The 15196-nt window shown below is 46.2% G+C and carries 12 protein-coding genes; 6 read left to right on the plus strand and 6 right to left on the minus strand.

Going from position 1 to position 15196, the window contains the following annotated elements; genetic code table 11:
* Positions 1-244: 244 nt before the first annotated feature.
* Positions 245-1261: a hypothetical protein gene (locus tag QUA90_RS13060; RefSeq protein WP_333445866.1), complete on the plus strand. Its 1017-nt coding sequence runs from the start codon at positions 245-247 to the stop codon at positions 1259-1261.
* A gap of 203 nt (positions 1262-1464) precedes the next feature.
* Here the strand turns inward: QUA90_RS13060 and serS are convergent, their stop codons facing one another.
* From serS to QUA90_RS13085, 5 genes are all read right to left on the minus strand, one after another.
* The gene (gene serS / locus QUA90_RS13065; RefSeq protein WP_333445868.1) at positions 1465-2745 is read right to left on the minus strand and encodes a serine--tRNA ligase; all 1281 of its coding nucleotides are present in this window, start codon (positions 2743-2745) and stop codon (positions 1465-1467) included.
* A 368-nt stretch (positions 2746-3113) separates the two neighbouring features.
* On the minus strand, positions 3114-4745 hold the full coding sequence (locus QUA90_RS13070; RefSeq protein ID WP_333445869.1) for an iron uptake porin: 1632 nt from the start codon (positions 4743-4745) through the stop codon (positions 3114-3116).
* A 48-nt stretch (positions 4746-4793) separates the two neighbouring features.
* Positions 4794-5798, minus strand: a complete 1005-nt coding sequence (locus QUA90_RS13075) for an ABC transporter permease subunit (RefSeq protein ID WP_333210503.1) — start codon at positions 5796-5798, stop codon at positions 4794-4796.
* The gene (locus QUA90_RS13080; RefSeq protein WP_333328535.1) at positions 5795-7339 is read right to left on the minus strand and encodes a sugar ABC transporter ATP-binding protein; all 1545 of its coding nucleotides are present in this window, start codon (positions 7337-7339) and stop codon (positions 5795-5797) included. The genes QUA90_RS13075 and QUA90_RS13080 overlap by 4 nt, the downstream gene beginning before the upstream one ends.
* Positions 7340-7520: 181 nt before the next feature.
* Entirely contained in the window at positions 7521-8501 is a 981-nt protein-coding gene (locus tag QUA90_RS13085) for an ABC transporter substrate-binding protein (protein WP_333445871.1), read from the minus strand.
* An 831-nt stretch (positions 8502-9332) separates the two neighbouring features.
* Between QUA90_RS13085 and QUA90_RS13090 the strand changes: the two genes are divergently transcribed.
* Positions 9333-10493, plus strand: a complete 1161-nt coding sequence (locus QUA90_RS13090; RefSeq protein ID WP_333445873.1) for a glycosyltransferase family 4 protein — start codon at positions 9333-9335, stop codon at positions 10491-10493.
* A gap of 136 nt (positions 10494-10629) precedes the next feature.
* Positions 10630-11010 (plus strand): hypothetical protein, encoded by a 381-nt coding sequence (locus QUA90_RS13095; RefSeq protein WP_333328545.1) that lies wholly within the window; start codon positions 10630-10632, stop codon positions 11008-11010.
* 96 nt (positions 11011-11106) lie between these two features.
* On the opposite strand, the gene QUA90_RS13100 is transcribed toward QUA90_RS13095, so the two are convergent.
* Positions 11107-11355: a chlororespiratory reduction protein 7 gene (locus QUA90_RS13100; RefSeq protein WP_333082948.1), complete on the minus strand. Its 249-nt coding sequence runs from the start codon at positions 11353-11355 to the stop codon at positions 11107-11109.
* Between the two features lie 298 nt (positions 11356-11653).
* Here QUA90_RS13100 and sir point away from each other — a divergent pair, with 298 nt between their 5' ends.
* The 3 genes from sir (at position 11654) to QUA90_RS13115 (ending at position 15192) form a co-directional block, all read left to right on the plus strand.
* Positions 11654-13645: a sulfite reductase, ferredoxin dependent gene (sir, locus tag QUA90_RS13105; RefSeq protein ID WP_333328548.1), complete on the plus strand. Its 1992-nt coding sequence runs from the start codon at positions 11654-11656 to the stop codon at positions 13643-13645.
* 261 nt (positions 13646-13906) lie between these two features.
* Positions 13907-14728 carry a 16S rRNA (uracil(1498)-N(3))-methyltransferase gene (locus QUA90_RS13110; protein WP_333328551.1) on the plus strand — a complete coding sequence of 274 codons (822 nt, stop codon included), beginning with the start codon at positions 13907-13909 and terminating at the stop codon, positions 14726-14728.
* 47 nt (positions 14729-14775) lie between these two features.
* Complete coding sequence (locus QUA90_RS13115; RefSeq protein WP_333389986.1) at positions 14776-15192, plus strand: lysozyme inhibitor LprI family protein; 417 nt, start codon at positions 14776-14778, stop codon at positions 15190-15192.
* Positions 15193-15196: the final 4 nt, after the last annotated feature.

Consider the following 15196-nt stretch of genomic DNA (forward strand, 5'->3'; position numbering starts at 1 on the left):
GGTAAACCTCTAAAGTTGCTAATTTACTCAGGTTCGTTGCTTTGTTAAATCAAGCCAGAAAATATCTAAAATTGATGGTGCTTTGTGAAGCAGTGAACTTGCAAGGAGAAACCAGCTATCTTGTAGAGTCGCCGGAAATCAGGCAAGTTGAGCAACAGCGACAACAAGTTACCTGAAGCGGGGTGAAGTTTTATGTAATTGAGCCAATATGTAACTAGAGTTCCTTCGCAGCTTCCCGACTGAAATGGATATTGCAAAACTAGATACTTGGTATTCTCCTTCTCAACGCCGCACGGCTGTTTCGCTGTTGATGAAACGAGTAGGCGTAACTCGCACTAGGGCTGAATGCTTTATCAGGCTTTGGGTTTACTTATCGGTGAAACAGCTTCAGGAAAGCCAGCCCCGTCTCAAACCACCGCTGGCAAAACTGGAAGTGCCAGCAACAGAAGTGCAGTGCACTCACCGGGAAGCCGCCGAACTATTTTACTCCGATTCCGATCGCGGGAGCGATCGCGCCGCCGGAATGATGTTAGATAAATTAGCAGCACTCGGATTAATCGCAAAACACTTTGATGGTAACGCTACGGCAATTCAAATTCAACCAGTTTCAGAAATTTTAGATACCGCCGAACCTCAAAAGCCAGTACAACTCCAATTAGATGACTTCAACCCTCGGTGCGACGCGATTCCCGTTGCCAATTTATTAGCCACCAATTACAACTGGATGAACCGCAATACTAACGCCGTTCCCCACAAAATTGCTAAAATCCTCCGGCTTTTTGCCGATCAATACTCAAAGGGAATGCGAGTTTTGCGCCGCTCAGATAATCTCAATCCAGTCGGATTTTACTTACTTTATCCCACAGCTAGCGAATCTGAAGTAAATTTTTTTAATGCTGCTAGTAAAGGGCTTCATTTAAGTTCTATTTCCGATATCGATCCTTTCAAGATGGCGCTACCAGGAGATATAAACTGCCAGTCAGTATTTGTCCGCAGTTGGATGATCGATCCGCAGTATTTGTCAGAATACCGCATTGCTTTTCTCGAAGACGCACAAAAAGTTTTAGGCGAAATGCAAACAGATTTTCCCAATCTTTGCGACTTGTACACCCTGATGATTCACCCCATGTACGAAAAACAGTCCCTGGCTTTGGGCTTTCAGAAGACTAGCAGCGATAGTCAGTTATCTGTTTATTGGATGTATCTAGCATTGGATAGATTTTTAGCATTAAATATCAAAGAAGCGTTGCTCCAACTGTAATAGACATCTGGTAAATAGCCAGCCAAGGGCAGGCAGGATGCCTACACCACAAGAGTTTTACTCGTTACTCGTTACCAGGCAGAGCCTGGTAACGGAGATCCACAGGCTCTGCCTGCAATTTTCGCAAGCAAGGGAGGCAGAGCCTCTGTACATCGGTTCCCAGGCAGAGCCTGGGCTACCAGTTAATCGCCGAATCATCTTGTTTATAAAACTTCCCGTCCCAAATAGGGTTGTAAGGCTTCCGGCACTTTTACAGTTCCGTCTGGCTGCTGGTAATTCTCCAAAATTGCCGCCATTGTGCGGCCCACAGCTAAACCGGAACCGTTGAGGGCGTGAACGAATTGAGTGCCTTTTTTCCCCGCTTCTTTAAAGCGAATATTTGCCCGCCGCGCCTGAAAATCTGCGACGTTGGAACAACTGGAAATCTCGCGGTATTTGCCAGCAGATGGCAGCCACACCTCTAAATCGTAGGTTTTTGCGGCCGCGAAACCTAAGTCACCGGTACATAGTGCGATCGCCCGATAAGGCAATTTCAGCGCCTGTAAAACTCCCTCAGCATCCTGCACTAACTTTTCGTGCTCTGCTTCGGATGTACTCGGATGCACGAGTTTTACCAATTCAACTTTATTAAATTGGTGCAATCGAATTAATCCCCTCGTATCTTTGCCGTAACTGCCAGCTTCGCGCCGAAAACAAGGAGTATAAGAACAGTGATAAATTGGCAACTGTTCGGCTGTCAAAATTTCACCTCTGTACAAATTGACAACCGGAACTTCGGAAGTAGGAATTAGCCACAAATCATCTTGGTCGCACTTGAAACTTTCTTCAGCAAATTTGGGCAGTTGACCCGTAGCAGTGAGGGATTCAGTGTTAACTAAAAATGGGGGAATTACTTCTACATAACCGGCTTTTGTGTGGCGATCAAGCATGAATTGAATAATCGCTCTTTCCAGGGCTGCACCAGCTCCAATTAAGCTCACAAAGCGGGGCTGAGCGATTTTTACGGCTCGTTCAAAGTTGAGAATTCCTAATTTTTCGCCGATTTCCCAGTGCGGTAAAATACCGGGATTTTGGGGAATGTATTCGTCTCCCCAGCGCCGGATTTCGACGTTTTCTTCTTCATTTTTGCCGATCGGGGTTGAGGAACCTGGCAAGTTTGGCAGCGGTAGCAATAAAGCTTCTATTTGAGCTTTTAGGTCTTTTTCCTGTGCTTGCAGTTCGTTCGACTCGGTGCCGACTGCGTTGCCTTCTGCTTGCAGTTCCTGAATTTCGGGAGATTCGAGGGGTAAACCCGATTTTCTTTTTTGACCGATGAGTTTGGCAATTTCGTTGCTGCGGGCTTGTAGTTGCGATCGCTTGCCTTCCAACTCCCGCTGCTGTTTGTCTAATTGCAAAATCGGCTCTATTTCATAGTTACCTCCGCGCAGGTTGAGGCTTTCTTGCACGGCTTGCGGGTTTTCTCGGATTAATTTGAGGTCTAGCACAGATTTATTCTAAATCTTAAATTTTAGAGCGGGTGGGACAGAACGAGATGATATAGCAGCTTTGTTAATCATTGGCATATTGAATCATAATTTATTCTGACTCAAAATCTTCGTTGGGCGTCACCCCTGGAGGGTGACACCCCACAAATGTATGTTATAGTTGCAAATATTAGTAGATGCACCCTGATAATTTTCTACCCCAGCCAGCGATGGTAGGGGTTTTTTGTTGTGTGGCATGGAATTGAAGCCTTGGATGCACTATCAGTCTAAAAAACCCGGTTTCTCGCGATTATCGTCTCAAATGAGGCAATTACGTCAAGAAACTGGGTTTTTGCGTCCTGGACTAGGTTACTAAAATATGTTTCGTGTTAAAAGTTAAAGCCAGTGCGAAGCAACCAAACCCATTGAGTGTCGTTGCGGCTGTCATTCTCAGGATTAACAACGGCCCAAACACCAGGGGTGATGGAAATGTTGTCGTTGACCTGAAAGCGATAGAAAGCTTCAATGTGATAGGAAGTATCTCGCTCGCGGCGCACATTACTGCTCGTCACGCGACCTGGCAAACCCACCAAAATCCCCGGTAGGTTGCCTTCACCTCCCACATCTGGGAAACTTATCCCGATCGCTGCATACACAATATCAGCGCGATCGTCACCGTCAACATTTAGCAAAACCACGCCACCTCTACCATCAGAAACGCTGCTAACACCAGAATTTTCTGCATTGGCGCGAGTATAAACGCCCCAACCGTGAACTTGCAAGCGGGGAGCAAGGCGGTAAAATCCTTGTACGCCTACAGAATCGCTGGATGTAGCAATATTGTCCCCAAACGGTCGCGCAGCCAGAAAACTGCCCGTACCGCCGGTGAGATCTGCTTTACCGCTTGGGGCAAAGGTACGAGAATAGGCTACGCCAATGGCTCCGCGATCGCCCCGGTAGGCAAGCTGAACCAGAGCGTTGTACGAACCGTTGAATAAACCGTTACTTTGCTGCGAGAGATTGGGATTGCCGGCGACATAGCCCACAGTCAGGGTGAGGTTTTTGACGATCGTCCAGTTGACAGCAGCACCGCCACCTCCCCGGCGGTAGAGGGGATTGTATTGTCCGAATTTCGAGGGAATTCCCTCACTATCGCTGGCGATCGTGGGAGGAGTCAGCAAATCCGTAATATCGGGATACCCAACACCTGTGGGGCCGACGGTCAGCGCCAGATTAGAGGTCAGCGGGGTCACATACAATACGTGAGGGACGGTGATTGTGTTATCGACATTGCCATCAAAGTTCAAAGCCGTCATATTTGTACCCGTCTCATCGGCAATCCTGCCCAAGTTGCCGAATTCCAAACGGGTTCTCAGCATATCGCGACCGGTGAAGCTGGTTTCAAAATTTAATCGCCCCCGGTTGGCAATAATAGTGTTAGTGCGATCGCGCGAATCCCCAACACTGTTACCAGAGGTATCTGTTACCACCACGATAATTTCCGCATTCAGCTTCGTAGTAGTCGAGAACTGATTCGCTTCTAGTTCGGCTGTGCGTGCATCGAGACTATCGACTCGACCGCGCAACACCGATAATTCAGTGGCAAATTCTGCTTGCAGCTTTTGGACGATCGCTAAATCTTCTCTAGTAATCTGGTTGGTTGTTCCTGTGGCAATTAGTTCGCTGACTCGATCGAGACAGCTATTCAATCCTGCGGCAAATTCGTACCGCGTCATCGCCCGGTTTCCTTTGTAGGTACCGTCGGGATAACCGACAATGCAGCCGTAGCGTTCAACTAGAGATTGCAGCGCCTGAAACGCCCAGTCAGTTGGTTTTACATCCGAGAGTTGAGAGACAGAATTAACCTGCGCGAAGGGGTCTTCTGCCAAGGTATTTAACGGTTCAGGAGCAACTAATCTATCAATTGGTGCAGCAAAACTTGGGGATGATGTTAGTAGAAATACAGCAGGTGAACCCAGGATAAAAGTAGTAATCAGGTGATAAAAATGCTGGATGTGCATAGGAAAAAGCTCCGAATAAGGAACCGATACACCGAATTAGCAATACCTTTACGCTGCGCTTGAACCGGTGCGAACTTTGTCAATTGTCACTGCGATAATTATCACCAGACCTTTCACAACTAACTGCCAGAAGAAAGACACATTCATGAGAGTTAGTCCATTGTTGAGCAGGGCAATAATTAAAGCCCCCAGCAAAGTACCCCAAATAGTACCAATTCCACCTGTGAAACTCGTTCCTCCCAAAATTACAGCAGCGATCGCATCTAATTCGTAGCCTTGCCCCAACATCCCCGTCGCACTGTAGAGGCGCGACGCGCTCATAATTCCACCTAAACCAGAAAGCAACCCACTCACGCCATAGACAAATAACAGCACGCGACTCACCTTAATACCTGTCAATCGTGCTGCCCGAATGTTGCCTCCCACGGCATAAATATGCCTGCCTAGAACAGTCCGTCGCAAGACAAACCAACTCGCTAAAACTGCGAGGAAAGCGATAATAACCAACCAGGGAATTGGGCCGACATAATTGTTACCTACCCAAGCAAAATTCAGATTTCTATTGATAACTGTAGTGCCGTTAGCTACTAAATAAGCAACTCCCCGCAAAGCTGTGTAAGAACCGAGGGTTACGATGAACGGAGGCAAACCTAAATAGGCAACTAGGGAGCCGTTAAGCAATCCCAAAAAGACTCCGGCTATTAACGCAGCCGGTACGGCAAACCAACCCAGACCTGGAACTAAGGAAACCAGCACCCCGACAACTGCCGTCACGCCCAAAATTGACCCGACTGAAAGGTCTATTCCGCCCGTCAAAATCACAAAAGTCATGCCGGTAGCTAGGACAATATTGATCGATGCTTGCCGGATGACATTGATCAAATTTCCAACTGAAAGAAAGTTGGGCGTTACCAGGGAAAAAATTATACAGATGCCAACCAAAATCGGTAGGATACCGGCCACTTGGATAAAATTTCTCCAAGCTTGAGATTTACTGGCTTTTTGGCGATCGCTCCCTGAACTTCTGCTGGTTTTTGTTTGCGTTTGACTCATGATTTTACTACCTCTTTTGCACCAGTGGCATAAGCCATAATGTTTTCTTGCGTAATCTTTTCCCCAGTCGATCCGCCTACTTCACCGACAAGGCTTCCTGCGCGCATCACTAAGACGCGATCGCTCATTCCCACAATTTCCGGCAGTTCGCTGGAAATCATCAAAATAGCTACACCTTTGGCTGCCAAATCGCTAATAATTCGATAAATTTCGCTTTTGGCGCCAATATCCACACCCCGCGTCGGTTCATCTAGCAAAAGTACCTTTGGGTTGATAGCCAACCAACGCGCTAGCAGCAACTTCTGCTGATTTCCCCCAGAAAGATCCATTGCCCTGATGCTGGGGCTTGCAAGGCGAATCTGCAAATTATTAATAGCATCATTGACAACTTTCAACAAAAAATTTGAGTTAATAATGCCAGCTTTTGCTTCTCTATCGAGGACATTCATGGTGATATTCTCACCCGAACTTGCCTCCAAAAATAGTCCGAGAGCCTTGCGATCTTCTGGCACGTAAGCAATTCCGGCGGCCATTGCTTCATCGGGTGTCGAGACATTGAGATGACGACCTTCCAGTTTTATTTCACCGCTTGTCTTTCGATCCGCACCAAAAATCAGGCGGGCAAGTTCTGTTCTGCCGGCGCCAACTAAACCAGCTAAACCCAGAATTTCGCCCGCATGAAGTTGAAAAGTGGCAGGCTTTACTTTGTGGCCGTCGCTTAAATTTGTTACCTCAAGAACAACTGCACCCGGTGTTATTTGATGCTTGTGTTCGTACAAATCCTGTAAAGAACGACCCACCATCATTTCCACCAGACGATTAGCAGAAATTTCGTGCTTTTCAAGAGAGCCAATATATCCGCCATCTCGGATGACGCTCACGCGATCGGCAAGGGCATAAATTTCTGCCATTCTGTGGCTGATATAAATAATAGCAATGCCCTCATTCCGCAAGCGGCGAACCACTTCAAAAAGCTTATCTGTTTCGCGGTCTGAAAGCGCGGCCGTCGGCTCGTCCATCACTAAAATTCGGCTGTTGTGTTTGAGCGCCCTAGCTATTTCGACTTGCTGCTGTTCCGCAATTGAAAGTGTAGAAACCAGGTCTCCCGCCTCAAAATTTGCATCGAGGTTTTTCAAGACCTCAGATGCCTTGCGCCGCATTTCATCTTGGTCTAGAAATGTACCTCCTTTCTTCAGCTCGCTGCCCATAAAAATGTTTTCAGCAACTGTCAGATTGGGGGCAAGATTGAGTTCTTGATAAATAATCGCTATCCCTAAATCTCTGGCTTGAGCGGGGTCTGTCATCTTAACAGCTTTGCCGTCAATTCTGATTTCGCCTGCATCGGCTATGTAGGCTCCCGCCAGAATTTTCATCAGCGTACTTTTGCCCGCACCATTTTCCCCCATGAGGGCGTGGACTTCACCTGGGTAAACGGTGATATTTACATCGTGCAAGGCTATAAAACCGTTAAAGGTTTTTTTAATACCTTGCATTTCGAGTACGGGCTTAGTGTTAATTGAATCTTGAGTGCTATTTACCATTGTAAATACCGTAAGGAAATCTGCTTGACTATTAAACTTAGATCCCCCCTAGGCCCCCTTAAGAAGTGGGGGAGAAGATTCTTCTCAAAGTCCCCCTTCTTAAGGGGGATTTAGGGGGATCTAGACTCGGGGAAAAACGGGATTCCTCAAGGGTTTTAGTCTTAACTTGACACGAAGAAGGTCACTCGCTGGTCCAGCCTTTATGTTGATTGACGTTTTCGCGAGTAATCAGCGCGACTGGAATCAGAATGTTTGGATTGGCTGGCTTTTTTCCTTTGAGAATGTCGTTACCGACTTCAACGGCCTTGGCTGCCATGCGAAATGGATCTTGAGCTGCTGTAGCCACAAAGAGACTGTTGTTCTGTTTGAGCGCATCTAAAGCTTCAGGTGCACCATCGACTCCCACAATAAAGAACTCGCTTCTTTGTGCTTGTTTTGCTGCTAATTCTGCACCAATGGCACAGGGGTCATTAATTGCAAAAACAGCATCTATTTTGGGGAAAGAAGTAAGCAAATCGCTCATCACTCTTAACCCGCCATCGCGGCTGCCTTCAGCGTTCTGATCTTTGGAAAGAACCTTGAGATTGGGATATTTGGAGAAGACCCTTTGGCACCCCTGAACTCGCTCGACGACTGAAGCGACGGGAGGCCCGTTGATAATCACAACGCTGCCTTTTCCTTTCAAGCGATCGGCTATATATTGACAGCTTACTTCGCCAGCTTGCACGTTATTTGAAGTAACTGTGGCATCCACGCCTCCCTCGGCGGCGGTATCAACTGCAATTATCGGAATTCCGGCTTGCTTGGCTTTTTCGACAGCGGGTGCAATGCCTTTGGTGTCAGCAGCATTGAGTACAATCATGCTGACATTAGAGGCAATAAAGTTTTCGATTTGATTAAATTGCTGATTTAAATCGTCGCCGCTGGAAACGAGAGTTGTCCTCACGTTTGCACCGCCGATTTTCTTGGCTGCGGCCTCAGCGCCCTTGCCAACTTGTACGAAGAATGGATTGCCGAGGTCACGGACTGCTACAGCAACTGATGAAAGTTCGGAGTTGCTGGGTTGTATGCTGTTTTGAGCGTTCTGGGAAGTGGCGGTGCAACTTGCCAGAGCGCTGCTGAGTAGACTAAAAAGACTGAGTGCGATCGTTACTCGTTTCACCTCAAACTCCAATGAATTCTCGTTTTGAGAGAGTCACTCGTAAATATGACATTGCCAACCTAACATTAGCTTTGGTCAGGTTTAAGCTCGAATACTTAATGTTTTAGGGGTTCTGCTTTTCTTCGTACATTATTGTACGATACCTTGTTTTTTTTCGGCTCGTAAAACTTTCTGGCTCGGCTCGTTAGACTGCTTTGGGAAACAGAAAAGATACGAATATCCAGTATCGCTCCTCCCTGCTCCAGAAATCAACGATGCTTGAATTTTTTAAATGCTTTATGAGCATTAAAATTTTTCCCTCGTGAGAAAATTTTAGGAGAATATTTTCAACAAAATATTTCAGAAATTGCTTTTAAAACCTGGTCGAGTCATATTGAATTTAACTCTCTATGTTTGCTGATGATAACAGTTAAAAACAGCCTCGCTATCTATCTTTGGATAGACCATACTTTTACCAAAAACTAAAGATGCGATCGCCTCAATCGGCACCGATATGCTAATCCTCGGTCTGGTCGGACGCGCCGCGCCAACTCAATAAATCTTAAATTTTGCTTGGGGTAGGATATTGTAAAAAATCATTAAGTTTACAGTTAACAAGGGTAGCTCATAGTAAACTGAAAGCAAAGCTTCGCGCTCACCCATGCAGCCCGTTAAAAAGCCCTAGTTAGAAAGCAGAGCGCCGCTCAAAACTAACGGTGAGAGTAGGCGAGTCATATATGTGCCTGTAAAACCTGCAATTACAGTCATCAGGACAGGGTTTAGAAGCTCTAGATAATGCCGATCGCCCTTTTGGACACAATCACTATAATGCAATAATTGTCTGCGCTGTCAATGGGTAAATCTGAGATGCGATCGGCCAATCACCTATTCTGTTTCCTAGAAATATTTGCCAGCGAAGGCGGCATTCAATCCTACGTTCAAGACATTCTCAAAGCTTACCTGTCCATAACCGCAGGGACAAATTCGCCGCCACAAGCTGAAGTGTTGCTGTTGCGAGATTCCCCAGACTGCAACAATCCTTACGAATCAAAAAATCTGAAATTTTATTACCTCAAAACCGAGAATCCCTGGTTGGGCCGTCTTAAATTTGCTACAGTATTACTAACTCGCTTGCTGCAAAAACGACCACAGCGGGTTTTTTGCGGTCACATCAAACTCGCACCGCTAATTCAAACTTTATGCCAGCCCCTGCGAATTCCCTACACAATTTTAACTTATGGCAAGGAAGTTTGGGAACCGCTTGATCCCAAATATCAAACAGCAATGAGACAAGCTGAGAGTATTTGGACTATTAGCAGGTACACGCGCGATTCCCTACGGGATAGCTTCGCCGCGCGTACTTGCGAAATTAACAACTTAAATCCCGAAAAATTCCAAATAGTGCCTTGTACTGTAGATGAAAATATATTTACCACTGGGCCGAAGCCACAGGATTTATTAGAGCAGTACAATTTGGTTGGTGCTAAAATATTGATGACTGTAGCCAGATTGCGATCGACAGATATTTACAAAGGCGTCGATGTCACCATTCAAGCTTTGCCGCAAATAGCCGAAACTTTTCCGAATGTGAAATACTTAGTTATTGGACGCGGAGACGATCGATCTAGATTAGCCAAACTTGCTGAAGATTTGGGAGTTACCGAAAGAGTAATATTTGCGGGTTTTGTACCGACAGAAAATTTAGCAGCACATTACCAGTTAGCCGATGCTTATGTAATGCCCTCCCAGGAAGGCTTCGGTATAGTTTATTTGGAAGCGCTGGCTTGCGGAGTACCCGTGCTGGCGGGAGACGCGGACGGGTCTGCCGATCCGCTGCAAGATGGTAAACTGGGATGGCGAGTTCCTCACCGAGATTCGGCAGCAGTTGCGGTTGCTTGTGTGGAAATGCTGCGAGGGGAGGATAAAAGGTGCGATCGCGACTGGTTGAGGGAACAAACCCTGGCAAGATTTAGTTTTGAATCCCTTTGTCAATCCTTACAAGGAGGTTTTTAATCCTCTGACTCAGATAAGCTTATGCCGTAGAGAGCGGTTTCTGGGTGTACAATGGGAAAATTAACTCGATCGACCGCCTGAATTTCTGAGTAGGATAGAGTTATGCCTACCTGCAAAGACACCCAAGGAGACCACCGTGAACCAAGGCAGCCCCAAAATATCTTTCAAGCTACCCCGTATTAGTAATTGGCTGATACTGCTGGGCATCGCGTGTTTGTTGGTGTCTATTGGTTTGGGTTGGATAGTTAAATCACTGTTGATTGTAGTAGCTTTTTTGTTGCTGACGCCTGTGGTCGCATTTTTCGTGCTTCAGTGGTGGCTGAAACGCAATTTAATTGAGGACAATTGTCCAGTTTGTCAATACGAATTTACAGCTTTAAATCAAACTCAGTTTCAGTGTGCCAACTGCGGCGAACCTCTGAAAATAGAGGAAGGTCATTTTAGTCGCTTGACACCGCCCGGTACGATCGATGTTACCGCAGTAGAAGTATCCTCGGTTCAACAGTTAGAAGATTAACCGATTTTAGATTTTAGATTTTGGATTTTAGATTGGAGAATTGTTGAATGTTAACTGCTAACGGCTAACTGTATTACCAATTCCCCATCCCTAAAATTACTTTTCCAAGCGCACTGCATACCACTGCAAATATTTTCCCTGCCCGACATCTAATTCACAATAAGTATCAATTAAATACTTGGCTTGAGCTTCCACGCCAGATATTTTATGCAAGTCCTGCGGCAAATCTTCGTGTTCCTCGGTTAACACGGCTTTCAGCTTTTCTAACAGTTCCGCCGCAGTCAAAAACTGCTCTGGCTGGTTTGTTTCTAACACCACAAAGGTGTCTTCGTCATACAGTGACATAGTTTCAAAGGTTGAGGTTAATTATTTGTAAAATTTCGTGCAGTTAAGCGATCGAAAGTATAAACTCTTAATTACAATTTTTCAGGCCGGGCTCGATCGTGTTACAATTGAACAACATCAGAATTCCTACCGGATTACCGTTATTAACTTACTTGTTAACTGACTTGTTAACCGAGTTGTCAACATATCCGACACAGCATTTCTGAGGAGATTTGTCAAGTGCAAATTTGTCAAGTGTCAAAATTTCAAGAAATATTCGATCGGCTGTATCTAATTATAACTGGCACTATACATTCCCATGATCACATCTTCCACTTCAACCCCAGTTGCGCGCAAGCCCTCTAAATCAGAAGGTCTCAAAGAACGCAGCAACTATTTACGAGAACCCGTTGCGACTGAACTGTTACAAGAAACTACCCACTTCACCGAAGAGGGGCTTCAGATTCTCAAATTTCACGGCTCGTACCAGCAAGACAACCGCGACAATCGAGTTAAAGGACAAGAAAAAGACTATCAGTTCATGCTCCGCACCCGCAATCCCGGCGGGTTCACTCCGCCGCAATTATACCTAGCTTTAGACAAGCTATCTGAAGAATACGGCAACCACACGCTCCGCGTCACAACGCGCCAAGGTTTCCAACTTCACGGCGTGTTGAAAAAAAATCTTAAAGCAGTGTTTTCCTCAATTATTAAAAATATGGGGTCAACCTTGGGAGCTTGCGGCGACTTGAACCGCAACATCATGGCACCTCCAGCACCGTACAAAAATCGCCCAGAATACCAGTATGCGCTGCAATACGCTAACAATGTCGCCGATTTGCTGACACCGCAAACCGGTGCTTATTATGAACTTTGGTTGGATGGCGAAAAAGCTGTTTCGGCTGAGGAAGACCCCGCAGTCAAGGCCGCGAGACAGAAAAACGCCAACGGCACAATCTTTAGCGACGACAAAGAAGAACCGATTTACGGCAGCCATTATATGCCGCGCAAGTTCAAGTGCTCCGTTACCGTGCCGGGAGACAATTCAATTGACTTGTACTCTCAGGATTTGAGCTTGGTGGTAATTACCAATAAAGCTGGCGACTTGCAAGGTTTTGATGTGTTTGCTGGCGGCGGTTTGGGCCGTACTCACAACAAAGAAGAGACTTTTGCGCGGGTTGCTGATGAGATTTGCTATGTTGCCAAGGATGATGTTTACGATTTGGTCAAGGCAATTGTAGCAACGCAAAGAGATTTTGGCGATCGCACAGACAGACGGCACGCGCGACTAAAGTACCTGATTAACGACAAAGGCGTACAGTGGTTCCGCGAAAAAGTAGCCGAATATTTTGGCAAGCCGCTAGAAGCCTTTAAACCGCTGCCTGAATGGAAGTATTTTGATTTCTTGGGCTGGCACGAACAAGGAGACGGTAAACTGTTTGTCGGCATTTCCGTGGATAATGGCCGGATCAAGGATGAAGGTTCATTTCAGCTAAAAACAGCTTTGCGGGAAATTGTGCAGAAGTACAACTTGCCGATACTGGCGACGCCACACCAAAACGTGCTGATTTACGATATTTCGCCGGATATTAAAGCAGAAATTCAGGGAATACTCGATCGATGTGGCATTCAGCGAGAAACTGCGATCGACCCATTGGTGCGCTATGGGATGGCGTGTCCGGCAATGCCGACTTGCGGGCTGGCGATTACCGAGTCTGAGCGCGTGATGCCGAGCATTTTAGAGCGGATTCGGGCACTTTTGACCAAAGTTGGCTTGCAAGACGAGCATTTGGTGGTGCGGATGACTGGTTGCCCAAATGGATGCGCCCGCCCTTATATGGCAGAATTGGGGTTTGTCGGGAGTTCGCCGGAATCCTACCAGATTTGGCTGGGCGGTTCTCCCGACCAAACGCGGCTGGCAAAACCAATTGAGGAAAAGCTGCACGTCAAGGATTTTGAAGCTTTTCTGGAGCCGATTTTTGTTTATTTCAAGCAAAAACGGCAACTGAGCGAGAGTTTTGGCAATTTTTGCGATCGCGTCGGGTTAGAATCTATCCGTCAATTTGTAACCAACTACCAATCTGCTGACTCGATGACAACTGAGATTAATGAATTAGAAGTTACGTCTAGTAACGGCGATGAAAACGAGACTGCCACTGCTGGCGGCGGCAAAGTCCGCCGTCGAATTAGCGTCCGCGATGAAATCTACAACGAGCTCAAGGAAGAAGCAGCCCGTCAGGGCAAGCCAATCACGCAGCTAGCTACAGAAGCGATTTCCACTTATTTAAAGAAGATTAAGGAGGAAGCATAAGCCGATTTTCGATTTTCGCTTTGTGATTTTCGATTGTATTCAATAGACTTCTGGCAAAAGTAATATAAAGGCAGAGCATTTGCAGAAAAAAACTCGAATTTGTAAGATAATTCCGGTTGTAGATGCTCTGCCTTTATTGTTTTTGATCGGTTGAAACCCCGGCTGTCTATCTCTTTTCTTCCTCTCTTCCTCTGCGCTCTCTGCGTTCTCTGCGGTTAAATAAAAAAAATCTCTAATAGAAAACGAACAATCCCAAATTCAATGCCTCAATTACAAAGATTAGCCATTACTGCCGCTCAAATTTGCGATCGCCAAATCGACTTAACCAGAGAACAGCAGCATTATTTAAATCGAGTGCTACGTTTGCAAGCAGGCGATCGATTTATTGCGATGGACGGACGGGGACATTGGTGGTTAGCAGTCCTAGAAGTACGGGAAACCGGGTTATTTGCCTCCATAGCAGAGGAGATTGCTGTGAACAGGGAGCTACCCGTGGAAGTTACTTTGATGGCGGCATTGCCCAAAGGAAACGGCTTTGACGAGGTTGTGAGACAAGCGACGGAGTTGGGTGTGGCAAGTATTGTGCCGATGACTAGCGATCGAACTTTGCTCAAACCCAGTGATCAAAAAGTCGATCGGTGGAGAAGGATTGCTGCGGAGGCGGCGGAACAGTCGGAACGTCAAATTGTGCCGACGATTTTAGAGCCTGTTTCGTTTGATGTTGCTATGAAAGATTGCGGTCAAAAATATCGATATATTTGTGTTGCTCGCGGAGACAATCGGCATTTGTGGGATTGTTTGAAGGGTTTAGAACCCCCCCAGCCCCCCTTGTTAAGGGGGGAGCAAGATGGAGCGACGGGTTTCGCTCCCCCCCAATCGCCCTTAATAAGGGGGGAGCAAGATGGGGGAGAATTATCGATTGTCATAGCTATTGGCCCGGAGGGTGGATGGACTGAGGGTGAGGTTAAAAGAGCGATCGAATTGGGCTTTGAAGCTGTTTCTTTGGGTAGTAGAATTTTAAGAGCGGTGACAGCACCGATTGTGGCTTTATCTTTAGTTGGCGCGGCATTTGAGAAGTGCTAATATCAACAAATAACAAAGAATTTATCAGAGAGGTGGGTTGAGGGGGAATGAAAATAGAGTTGAGGAAAGGTCGATCGCTCTTTTGGTCGAGCGCGCTTTTGGCAATTTTCGGTATCACATCAGTTTCTGCACAATCTCCGAGTTTTCCCATTGCTCAACAAATTAATTGCGATCGCCCCCAAGGAGATGCACAAGTCAGAACTTGTATTCGGTTGAGGTATGAAGCCTCGGATCAACGACTGAACGAGGTTTACAAACAACTGATTTCCCAATTGAGTGGCGAAGAGCGATCGCTACTTTCCGAAGCACAATTAGGGTGGATTCAGTTAAGAGATAAAACCTGTGAATTTGAAGTTTATAAAAGTCGTGGCGGTACTGGTTATGGAGGTTTCCTAAATGAATGTTTGGATCGCATGACTAAACAGCGCACTGGGGAACTAGAACAGTATTTAAAACAGAGATAAAATA

The organism is Microcoleus sp. D3_18_C4 (genome assembly GCF_036702355.1).
Lineage (GTDB): Bacteria > Cyanobacteriota > Cyanobacteriia > Cyanobacteriales > Microcoleaceae > Microcoleus.

Coding starts and splice junctions, on each gene's coding strand:
- QUA90_RS13075 (WP_333210503.1), bottom strand. CDS start 5,798: ATGAGTCAAACGCAAACAAAAACCAGCAGAAGTTCAGGGAGCGATCGC.
- QUA90_RS13100 (WP_333082948.1), bottom strand. CDS start 11,355: ATGTCACTGTATGACGAAGACACCTTTGTGGTGTTAGAAACAAACCAG.
- sir (WP_333328548.1), top strand. CDS start 11,654: ATGATCACATCTTCCACTTCAACCCCAGTTGCGCGCAAGCCCTCTAAA.
- QUA90_RS13060 (WP_333445866.1), top strand. CDS start 245: ATGGATATTGCAAAACTAGATACTTGGTATTCTCCTTCTCAACGCCGC.
- QUA90_RS13090 (WP_333445873.1), top strand. CDS start 9,333: ATGGGTAAATCTGAGATGCGATCGGCCAATCACCTATTCTGTTTCCTA.
- QUA90_RS13115 (WP_333389986.1), top strand. CDS start 14,776: ATGAAAATAGAGTTGAGGAAAGGTCGATCGCTCTTTTGGTCGAGCGCG.
- QUA90_RS13110 (WP_333328551.1), top strand. CDS start 13,907: ATGCCTCAATTACAAAGATTAGCCATTACTGCCGCTCAAATTTGCGAT.
- QUA90_RS13070 (WP_333445869.1), bottom strand. CDS start 4,745: ATGCACATCCAGCATTTTTATCACCTGATTACTACTTTTATCCTGGGT.
- QUA90_RS13080 (WP_333328535.1), bottom strand. CDS start 7,339: ATGGTAAATAGCACTCAAGATTCAATTAACACTAAGCCCGTACTCGAA.